General features: G+C 68.7%; 10 protein-coding genes. All 10 read right to left on the bottom strand.

The features are described 5' to 3' along the window. Nucleotides 1–2 precede the first annotated feature (2 nt). Entirely contained in the window at nt 3–815 is an 813-nt protein-coding gene (locus ACVN9Z_RS08150; protein WP_020925614.1) for an ABC transporter permease, read from the bottom strand. Then, nucleotides 812–1,609 (bottom strand): ABC transporter ATP-binding protein, encoded by a 798-nt coding sequence (locus tag ACVN9Z_RS08155; protein ID WP_020925613.1) that lies wholly within the window; start codon nt 1,607–1,609, stop codon nt 812–814. Before ACVN9Z_RS08155 ends, ACVN9Z_RS08150 begins: the two co-directional genes overlap by 4 nt. 175 nt (nt 1,610–1,784) lie before the next feature. After that, the gene (locus ACVN9Z_RS08160) at nt 1,785–2,414 is read right to left on the bottom strand and encodes an MlaC/ttg2D family ABC transporter substrate-binding protein (RefSeq protein ID WP_458213327.1); all 630 of its coding nucleotides are present in this window, start codon (nt 2,412–2,414) and stop codon (nt 1,785–1,787) included. A gap of 38 nt (nt 2,415–2,452) precedes the next feature. Continuing rightward, nucleotides 2,453–3,262 carry an MlaA family lipoprotein gene (locus ACVN9Z_RS08165; protein WP_047992452.1) on the bottom strand — a complete coding sequence of 270 codons (810 nt, stop codon included), beginning with the start codon at nt 3,260–3,262 and terminating at the stop codon, nt 2,453–2,455. A gap of 84 nt (nt 3,263–3,346) precedes the next feature. Continuing rightward, entirely contained in the window at nt 3,347–3,847 is a 501-nt protein-coding gene (mlaD, locus tag ACVN9Z_RS08170; RefSeq protein ID WP_006388067.1) for an outer membrane lipid asymmetry maintenance protein MlaD, read from the bottom strand. 13 nt (nt 3,848–3,860) lie between these two features. Then, nucleotides 3,861–4,649, bottom strand: a complete 789-nt coding sequence (gene mlaE, locus ACVN9Z_RS08175; protein WP_458213328.1) for a lipid asymmetry maintenance ABC transporter permease subunit MlaE — start codon at nt 4,647–4,649, stop codon at nt 3,861–3,863. Continuing rightward, the gene (locus ACVN9Z_RS08180) at nt 4,646–5,482 is read right to left on the bottom strand and encodes an ABC transporter ATP-binding protein (protein ID WP_006388069.1); all 837 of its coding nucleotides are present in this window, start codon (nt 5,480–5,482) and stop codon (nt 4,646–4,648) included. Before ACVN9Z_RS08180 ends, mlaE begins: the two co-directional genes overlap by 4 nt. 285 nt (nt 5,483–5,767) lie before the next feature. Continuing rightward, nucleotides 5,768–6,829, bottom strand: a complete 1,062-nt coding sequence (locus ACVN9Z_RS08185) for an NAD(P)H-dependent flavin oxidoreductase (RefSeq protein WP_458213329.1) — start codon at nt 6,827–6,829, stop codon at nt 5,768–5,770. Between the two features lie 19 nt (nt 6,830–6,848). Next, nucleotides 6,849–7,826: a Bug family tripartite tricarboxylate transporter substrate binding protein gene (locus ACVN9Z_RS08190; RefSeq protein ID WP_026383371.1), complete on the bottom strand. Its 978-nt coding sequence runs from the start codon at nt 7,824–7,826 to the stop codon at nt 6,849–6,851. A gap of 13 nt (nt 7,827–7,839) precedes the next feature. Continuing rightward, nucleotides 7,840–9,066: a YbfB/YjiJ family MFS transporter gene (locus tag ACVN9Z_RS08195; protein WP_024067429.1), complete on the bottom strand. Its 1,227-nt coding sequence runs from the start codon at nt 9,064–9,066 to the stop codon at nt 7,840–7,842. Nucleotides 9,067–9,114 lie beyond the last annotated feature (48 nt).

The following is a 9,114-nucleotide window of genomic DNA, read 5'->3' on the forward strand; positions in this document are numbered from 1 at the left end:
CGTCAGTTCCTGAGTTTGTAGCCGCTGGCCAGGAGCCGCAGCGCATAGATCGAAAGCGCGAGGAACACCCCCGTCACCACCGCCAGGCTGCGCCAGGGGGAGACGTCCGACACCGAGAAGAATCCGTAGCGGAAACCGTCGATGGTGTAGAAGATGGGGTTCCAGTGCGACACGCCCTGCCAGAAGGGCGGGAGCGTATGGATGGAATAGAACACGCCGGACAGGAAGGTGGCCGGCATGATGAGGAAATTCTGGAACGCCGCCAGCTGGTCGAATTTCTCCGACCACAGACCGGCGATCAGGCCCAGCGTGCCCATGATGCCGCAGGCCAGCACCGCGAACACCAGCAGCCACAGCGGGTTGGACGGCACCAGCGAGACGAAGAACAGCGCCACCACCCATACGCACAGGCCCACGGCCAGGCCGCGCACCACGGCCGCCAGCACGTAGGCGGCGAAGATGTCGCGGTGCGACAGCGGCGGCAGCAGCATGAACACCAGGTTGCCGGTGATGCGGCTCTGGATCAGCGACGACGACGGGTTGGCGAAGGCGTTCTGCAGCATGCTCATCATCATGAGCCCGGGGATCAGGAACGCGGTGTACGGCACGCTGCCGTAGACCATGACGCGCCCTTCCAGCACGTGGGCGAACACCAGCAGGTACAGCAGCGCGGTGATGACCGGCGCGGCGATGGTCTGGAAGCTGACCTTCCAGAAGCGCAGCAATTCCTTGCGCAGCAGGGTCGGAAAGCCCGAACCCGCGTCCAGGCGGGGCTGCACCAGCGGCTGGCTGGCATTGGCGGCGGGCTGCGTCATTGCGAAATCTCTTCGGGTTGCAAGGCGTCGTCCTGGTGCATGATGCGCACGAAGGCGTCTTCGAGGTCAACGCCGCCGACGCGCGCCAACAGTGCCTGGGTGGTGTCCAGCGCCACGATGCGGCCGCCCTTGAGCATGGCGATGCGGCCGCACAGGGCCTCCGCTTCTTCCAGGTAGTGGGTGGTCAGCATGATGGTGTGGCCGGCCTTGTTCAGGCGCGAGATGAACTCCCACAGGGTGCGGCGCAGGTCCACGTCCACGCCCGCGGTGGGCTCGTCTAGCACGATCACGGGCGGGCGGTGCACCAGCGCCTGCGCCACCAGCACCCGGCGCTTCATGCCGCCGGACAGCGCGCGCATGTTCGAGTTGGCCTTGTCGGCCAGCCCCAGGTTGAACAGGATCTCGTCGATCCAGTCGTCGTTCTTGCGCAGGCCGAAATAGCCGGACTGGATGCGCAGCGTTTCGCGCACGGTGAAGAACGGGTCGTAGACCAGTTCCTGCGGCACCACGCCCAGCGCCCGCCGCGCCGACTTGTAGTCGGCCACGACGTCGTAGCCACAGACGGTGGCGCGGCCGCTGGTGGCGTGCGCCAGCCCGGCCAGGATGGAAATCAGGGTGGTCTTGCCGGCGCCATTGGGACCGAGCAGGCCGAAGAACTCGCCGTGCTCGATATTCAGGCTGACATCGTTGAGCGCCTGGAAACCGGCGCCGGACGCGCGCCCGGTGAGCTTGCTCCAGCCGCTGCGGCGCGGCGAGTAGATTTTGGAGACGTTCTCAAGACTGACGGCAGACATGACGGCGGCGAGGGGTGCCCGGAAAAGAGCGAATTGATCATTATATAAGCGCCCCGCTACGCAAGGCGCCGATAGCCCCGGGGCGCGTGGGGGCGCTGCAGCCCGATTTGTCCCCAAAACAATCGGCCCGGCGGGCCGCAAGGGCGCGCCGGGCCGAGGCGGATCGGACGGAATCCTACTGATTGCGCTGGTTCAGCGCCTTGATCAGGCCGTCGATGCCGTTCTGGTTGATCTGCTGGGCGAACTGGTTGCGGTAGTTCTCGATCAGCCAGATGCCTTCGACGTTCATGTCGTAGATCTTCCAGCCCTGGGGCGTTTTTTCCAGGCGGTAGTCGACACCCGTGGGTTGGCCGTTGGCCTGGCTGATGAGCGTGCGCACGACCACGTCGTCGGCCTTGGGGTCGCCGCGGAACGGCAGCGCCGTGACCTTGGTGCCGGACGTGACGCGGGTCAGCGCGCCGCTGTAGGTGCGCACCAGGGTGCCGCGGAAGGCGTCGGCCAGGGCGGTCTTCTGTTGCTCCGTGGCCTGGCGCCAGTAGCGGCCGGCGGCCAGGCGCGTGGTCTTCTGGAAGTTGACGTACGGCAGGATGTGCTCATTGACGACCTGGTTGATGCGCGCGGTGTTGCCGGCCTTGACGGCGCCGTCGGCCTTCAGGACGTCCAGCGCTTCGTTGGCCGCGCCCAGCACGAACTGGTCAGGCGCGCCGTGCGCGTCCGGTTGCGCCTGGGCGGCGGCTGATGCCGCCAGGCCCAGCAGGCCGGCGAAGGCGACGCGCCGGAGCAGGGAAAAAAAGGAAAACCGCATGAAAACTCCTTGCTGTACTGATAACGCAATCCAACAGCTTACTTGGTTGCGGGAACCGGCGCTGGCGCCGCGGCGCCCTTGCCCTTGCTGGCGGCGCCTTCGTCCTCGTCGTCTTCGTAGTTCGGCAGGCTGGATTCGTCGTCCACGCGCTGGCCGGCCACCATGGCGGCGCGCCGCTGCAGGTAGGCGTCGCGCACGAAGCTGTACGGATCGAGCGCCACGCGGTCGACCGTGTCGGTGGCGTTGAGCAGGCTGGCGCGGGTATCGACCACTTCCAGGCCCCACAGCGAATTGCGCAGCGCCACGTTGTCGATGGCGCTCACGCCCATGTAGCCGTGCATGCGGCCCTGCCAGTCGCCGACCAGGCCGACGCCGTCGCGCACGCTGGCCGAACCGAAGAACGGCAGCACCAGGTACGGACCCTGGCCGAAGCCCCACACGCCCAGCGTGGTGCCGAAGTCGTTGGGGATCTTGCGCGCGCCGTTGGCCGAGGCGACGTCGAAGCAGCCGCCCACGCCCATGGTGGTGTTGAACAGGAAGCGGCCGAGCGTGTTGACGAAGTCGTGGCCGCGGCCCTGCAGGAAGCTGTTGGTGCCCGACCAGAGGTCGCCGACGTTGCTGAAGATGTTGTGCACGCAGCTGCGCACCGGCTCCGGCGTGACGTAGGTGTAGGCCTGCGCCACCGGCTTGAATACGGCGCGGTCGACGGTGTCGTTGAACTTGTAGACGCCGCGGTTGAAGCCTTCCCAGGGATCGCGCGGATCCGGCTGCTGCGGCGCGGCGCAACCGGCCATCAGTGCGCCGGCGGCGGCGACGGTGGCGATTCGGGAAAGAGCTTTCTTGTTCATGATCAGGGCATCCCTATCAACAGATATCTATTCTTATTGCAGCGTGCGCCGCGCGCGGATGTGGCCGCGCGTGACGGATCCTCTTTAATTCGGGGCTTTCGCTTCCGGCGAGCCACCCGCGTTCGAGCCTTCCTTCTCGGCCGTGCCGTACAGGAACTTGCTGATCAGCTGTTCCAGCACGACGGCGCTTTGGGTATAGCGGATTTTGCCGCCGTCGGCAAAGTTGTCCTCTTCGCTGCCCGGGGTCAGGCCCAGGTACTGTTCACCCAGCAGGCCGGACGTCAGGATGGCCGCGGACGAGTCCTTGGGGAACTGGTAGGCGGTTTCCAGGTTCATCGACACGACGGCCTGGAAAGTCTTGTCGTCAAAGGAGATTCCGGCGACCCGGCCCACCACCACACCGGCGCTTTTCACGGGGGCGCGCACCTTGAGGCCGCCTACGTTATCGAAATTGGCCGTCAGCGTATAGGTGGGGGCAAAAGAAAAGGTGCTCAAGTTGCCGGCGCGCAACGCCAGGAACGCCAGCGCGGCCGCGCCCAGCAAGACGAACAGGCCTACCCAGAAATCGGTTTTTTCGCGAGACATGATCGATCCGTAATCAGTTTCCAAACATCAAGGCGGTCAGCAGGAAGTCCAGCCCCAGCACCGCCAGCGACCCCACCACGACCGTGCGGGTGGTGGCGCGGGCGACGCCTTCCGGGGTGGGCTTGGCCTGCCAGCCTTCGTAAAGCGCCACCAGCGTCACCGTGACGCCGAATACCAGGCTCTTGATGACGCCGTTGACGACGTCGTTCCAGACGTCCACGCCGCCCTGCATCTGCGACCAGAAGGCGCCGGCGTCGACGCCGATCATCAGCACCCCGACCACCCAGCCGCCCAGGATGCCCACCATGGAGAACACGGCGGCCAGGATCGGCATGGCGATGATGCCGCCCCACAGGCGCGGCACCAGCACCCGGCGCATCGGGTCGACCGCCATCACTTCCATGGCCGACAGTTGTTCGCCGGCCTTCATCAGGCCGATCTCGGCGGTCAGCGAGGTGCCGGCGCGGCCGGCGAACAGCAGCGCGGTCACCACCGGGCCCAGCTCACGCACCAGCGACAGCGCCACCAGCAGGCCGAGCGATTCCTCGGCGCCGTAGCGGTTCAGCGTGTAGTAGCCCTGCAGGCCCAGCACGAAGCCCACGAACATGCCGGACACGGCGATGATCAGCAGCGAGTAGTTGCCGATGAAATGAATTTGCTGCGACACCAGCCGCGGCCGCGACAGCGCGATGCCGCTGCGCGCCAGCATGGCGCCGAAGAAACGGGTGAAGTGGCCGATGCCGGCGATGCGGGTGCGCACCCAGCCGCCCAGCGCGCCGATGGCGTTGTTGGATCCGCTCATGCCTTGCGCCCTTGTTGTTGCGAAAGCCACTTCTGGAAAGCCGGCGTTTCGGGGTACTGGAACGCGACCGGGCCGTCGGGTTCGCCCTTCAGGAATTGCTGCACGTAGGGGTCCGGCGAGGCCGACAGGCTGTCGGGGCTGCCGGCCGCCTTGAGCTGGCCCTGGCCGACCAGGTACACCTGGTCGGCGATCGCGAACGATTCGTGCACGTCGTGGGTGATCAGCACCGAGGCGCAGCCCAGGCGGTCGGCCAGGCTGCGGATCAGGCGGGCGGTGATGCCCAGCGAGATCGGGTCGAGGCCGGCGAAGGGTTCGTCGTACAGGATCAGTTCGGGTTCCAGCACCACCGCGCGGGCCAGCGCCACCCGGCGGGCCATGCCGCCGGAGATTTCGGCCACCTTCAGGTGGGCGGCGGCGCGCAGGCCGACGGCGTCGAGCTTGTCCAGCACGCGGGCGGTGATCTCGGGTTCGGCCAGCCGGGTGTGCTCGCGCAGCGGGAAGGCGACGTTCTCGAACACGTTCAGGTCGGTGAACAGCGCGCCCTGCTGGAACAGCACGCCCATGCGCTTGCGCAGCGACTGCAGTTCGGCCCGAGTGGCCCGGGCGATGTCCTGGCCGAACGCCAGCACGGTGCCTTGTTGCGCGACGAGCTGGCCGGTGGCCGCCCGCAGCAGCGTGGTTTTGCCGGAGCCGGAGCCGCCCATGATGGCGACCACCTGGCCCGAGCGCACTTCCATGGAAATGCCGCGCAAGACGGTGAAATCACCGTAGCCTAGCGCCACATCCTGCAGGCGCAGGGCGAATTCCGGGGTGCTGCGGGTTTGATCGGGCATGGGCAACAAGCGGGTGTTTCGGTGGCGGATGCCCTGCCGCCGCGCTCATGCGCGGGCGGGGAGCCGGCCGGCGCGAGCGAGGCGGGCTGCGTCGGGAAGCGCCCTGTTACTCATATGCCGGGGACGGGGAAAGTCCGGTCGCACCCGGCGGCGAGGGGCCATTGTAGCCCGACGAATTGTCACCGCAGTGGGATATGACTGTCCGTGGAACAGTGTTTTCGCCCACGGGAACAATCCGGGGACGCTTTGGCGCGTCCTCGGATTGCGCCCGGCGTTCGGACGGCGTCAGCCGCGACCGCGGGCGGCGGCGGTCTCGCGCGCCAGCCGCGCCACCAGCGCGGCCGTGCTTTCGCGCCGGGCGAGGGGCGCGCCCTGGCCCGCCCACAGCGACAGCACGGCGATATTGCCGGCCTTGCCGCCGGCCGTGCGCATGGGACGCGTCAGCGCGTTCTGCAACGGGTACGGCAGGATGTCGTCCGATAGTTCGTCGGCGTCGCGCATGAAGGAATTGACGATGCCGCGCGCCGGCCGTCCGGAAAACGCCCGGGTGACGCGCGACTGTTCCGACCGGGAGGCCGGCAGCACCGCCTTGTAGGCGTCGCCGATCCCCGCTTCGTCGGTGGTCAGGAAGGCTGTCCCCATTTGTGCGGCGCTGGCGCCGAGGGCCAGCGCGGCGGCGATGCCGCGCCCGTCCATGATGCCGCCGGAGGCGATCACCGGGATCGACACCGCGTCGGCCATCTGCGGCACCAGCGCCATGGTGCCGATCAGCGAATGCTCGAAATCGTCCAGGAAGGTGCCGCGGTGCCCGCCCGCCTCGGCGCCCTGGGCCACGACGGCATCCACCCCGTCCTGTTCCAGGGCCACGGCCTCGCGCACGGTGGTGGCGGTGCCGACCGTCAGGATGCCCAGTTCGCGGCAGCGCGCCAGGGCGTCGGCCGGCATGCGGCCGAAGGTGAAGCTGAAGACCGCGGGCCGCAGGCGCAGCACCGCCTCGATCTGGCCGGGCAGCGGATCGGGCTGCGGCCCGGGCGCCACGGGCGCCGGCAGGCCCAGCTGGGCGTGGTAGCGCGCCAGCAGGTCCAGCATGCGGCTGGCATCGCCATCGAAGGGTTGCTCGGGCACGGAGGCGAACAGGTTGATGGCGAATGGCCGGTCGGTGCGTTCGCGGATGGCGCCGGCGGCCGCCTCGATCTGTTCCGGGCTCAGGTAGGCCGCCCCGAGCGACCCCAGGACGCCCGCCTTCGAGGCCTCCGACACCAGCTCCACCGTCGTCGCGCCGCCGGCCATGGGCGCCTGGATGATGGGGTGGTCGAGCTTGAGCAGGTCGAGAAGGCGGGATGTCATGGGAATACTCCTGGTTGGCTTACTGGAGCTGGATGTTTCCAGCCTTGATGACTTGCGCCCACTTGGCCGTTTCGCTCTTGATGAACGCGCCGAATTCCTCGGGCGTGCCGCCGCCGGCCTGGCTGCCGGTGTCGGCAATGGCCTTCTGCACGTCGGGTTCCTTCAGGATGCGGTTGAACTCGGCATTGAGCTTGGCGATGATGGGCGCGGGGGTGCCGGCGGGGGCGACGATGCCCTGCCAGTTGTACGACTCGAAGCCCGGCAGGCCGGATTCGGCCATGGTCGGCACGTCCGGCAGCACCGCGAGGCGCTGGGCGGAGGTCACCGCGATCGGGTGGATCTTCTGGCCCTGGATGGCCGGCAGCGCCGAGTAGCCCATCTCGAACATCATCGAGATATGGCCGCCCATCAGGTCGGTCGCGGCCAGGCTGCCGCCCTTGTAGGGCACGTGCACGATGTCGATCTTGGCCTGCTCGCGGAACATCTCGCCGGACAGGTGGTGCGCGCCGCCCACGCCCGACGAGCCGAACGACAGCTTGCCCGGCTGCTTCTTGGCCATGGCGATCAGGTCGGCCAGGGTCTTGACCGGCAGTTCGTTGTTCACGCTCAGCACCAGCGGGCTGTTCTCGATCAGGATGACCGGCGCCAGGTCCTTCTGCGGGTTGTACGGCATGTCCTTCATCAGCGACGGGTTGACCGCCATCGGCGCCAGGTTGCCCGTGCCGATGGTGTAGCCGTCGGGCGCCGCCTTGGCGATCAGGTTGGTGCCGACCACGCCGCCCGCGCCCGCCTTGTTCTCGACCACGATCGGCTGGCCCAGCGATTCGCCCAGCTTGCGCGCCAGCAGGCGCACGCGGGTATCGGCAAAGCCGCCCGGCGCGTAGGGCACGATCATGGTGATGGGCTTGGCGGGCCAGTCGGTGGCCTGGGCGTGGGCGGTACCGCCCAGGGCGGCAAAGGCGGCCAGGGCGGCGACCAGGGGACGTAGCGATTTCATGCTGGGTGACTCCTCATTCTTGATGTGACGGTTCCTGGGAACCGATCGCATTATGCCCAGCGTTCGTGCCCGCGGTGCTGATTTTTCCCAAGCGCCAGGCCGACAGCGCCAGCAGCGCCGCGCCTGCCGCCAGCACCTGCGGCAGCGTCGCGCCCCAGCGCGCGGCGCCGGAAGCCAGCAGCGGCCCCACGATCTGGCCTGCGGCGAAGGCCGAGGTCATGACGGCCGCGGCGCGTGGCGCGGCACTGCCGGCCAGCCGCTGCGCCACCAGCATGCCCGACTGCGTGATGACCATGAACGTGCCACCGACCAGCAGCGCGGCGACGATGACCGCGGCGATGTCGTGCCACAGCGCCACCGCCAGCATGCCCAGCGCCATCAGCGCCTGCGCGCCGCGCCACACCGTCTTGTCGTCGCGTGCCTGCGCCACGCGCGGGGCCAGCAGGCACGACAGCGCCGCCGCCAGGCCGAATAGCGGCCAGGCCCAGCCGAACACCGCCGGATCGGGGATGATCTCGCGCGCCATGGCGGGCAGGAACGTGGCCGGGATGATGTAGCCCGCGCCGAAAATGCCATAGTGCAGCGCCAGCCGGCCGATGCCGGGCGGCAGGCGGCCGGGCGCGGGCGCCGAGGCCAGGTGGCGGGCCGGCCCGGGGCGATTCAGCCCCGGCCAGGCCAGTACCGCCAGCGCCAGGGTCAGCGCGCCCAGCGCGGTCCAGTTGGCATTGGCGTCCGCGCCCGCGGCCATCAATACCAGGCACGCCAGCCCGGTCAGCGCGATGCCGGCGCCGACGCCCGCGTAGGTAATGGCCGACACCGCCGGCGCGCGGGGATCGCCCGGTCCGACGGCGCGTGAAGCGGCCACGCAGATGAAGGCGCTGGCGCTGCCGTACCCCGCCGCCAGCCGCAGCAGGCTCCAGGCCAGGACGCCGTGGAACCACGGCATCGCCAGCGTCAGCAGCGCCACGGCGAGCAGGCTCACGGCCAGCATGGCGCGCGGATGGCGCGGCGGCCGCAGGGCCGCGGCCAACGCGCCCAGCAGGTAGCCGGCGTAATTGGCCGAGGCCAGCCAACTGCCCTGCGCCAGCGACAGCCCGGCCTCCTGCGCCATCAACGGCCACACGGGCGTGAAGGCGAAGCGGCCGATGCCCATCGCCGCGGCCAGCGCCAGCGCGGCCGGCAGGGCCAGGCCGAGGGCGCCGCGGGGACGGGCGGTATCGGGGTGGGTGGCTATTGACATGGCTCCCACTCTACGGCTGTACTAATATCTTGAATAGTGAATTATTAA

The sequence above is a fragment of the Achromobacter sp. KK8 genome, assembly GCF_054188005.1.

Bases quoted from the DNA above. Each gene is read 5' to 3' on its own strand.
- mlaE (WP_458213328.1), bottom strand. From the start codon at position 4,649: ATGAGCGGATCCAACAACGCCATCGGCGCGCTGGGCGGCTGGGTGCGC.
- ACVN9Z_RS08190 (WP_026383371.1), bottom strand. From the start codon at position 7,826: ATGAAATCGCTACGTCCCCTGGTCGCCGCCCTGGCCGCCTTTGCCGCC.
- ACVN9Z_RS08165 (WP_047992452.1), bottom strand. From the start codon at position 3,262: ATGAACAAGAAAGCTCTTTCCCGAATCGCCACCGTCGCCGCCGCCGGC.
- ACVN9Z_RS08195 (WP_024067429.1), bottom strand. From the start codon at position 9,066: ATGTCAATAGCCACCCACCCCGATACCGCCCGTCCCCGCGGCGCCCTC.
- ACVN9Z_RS08155 (WP_020925613.1), bottom strand. From the start codon at position 1,609: ATGTCTGCCGTCAGTCTTGAGAACGTCTCCAAAATCTACTCGCCGCGC.
- ACVN9Z_RS08185 (WP_458213329.1), bottom strand. From the start codon at position 6,829: ATGACATCCCGCCTTCTCGACCTGCTCAAGCTCGACCACCCCATCATC.
- ACVN9Z_RS08180 (WP_006388069.1), bottom strand. From the start codon at position 5,482: ATGCCCGATCAAACCCGCAGCACCCCGGAATTCGCCCTGCGCCTGCAG.
- mlaD (WP_006388067.1), bottom strand. From the start codon at position 3,847: ATGTCTCGCGAAAAAACCGATTTCTGGGTAGGCCTGTTCGTCTTGCTG.
- ACVN9Z_RS08160 (WP_458213327.1), bottom strand. From the start codon at position 2,414: ATGCGGTTTTCCTTTTTTTCCCTGCTCCGGCGCGTCGCCTTCGCCGGC.
- ACVN9Z_RS08150 (WP_020925614.1), bottom strand. From the start codon at position 815: ATGACGCAGCCCGCCGCCAATGCCAGCCAGCCGCTGGTGCAGCCCCGC.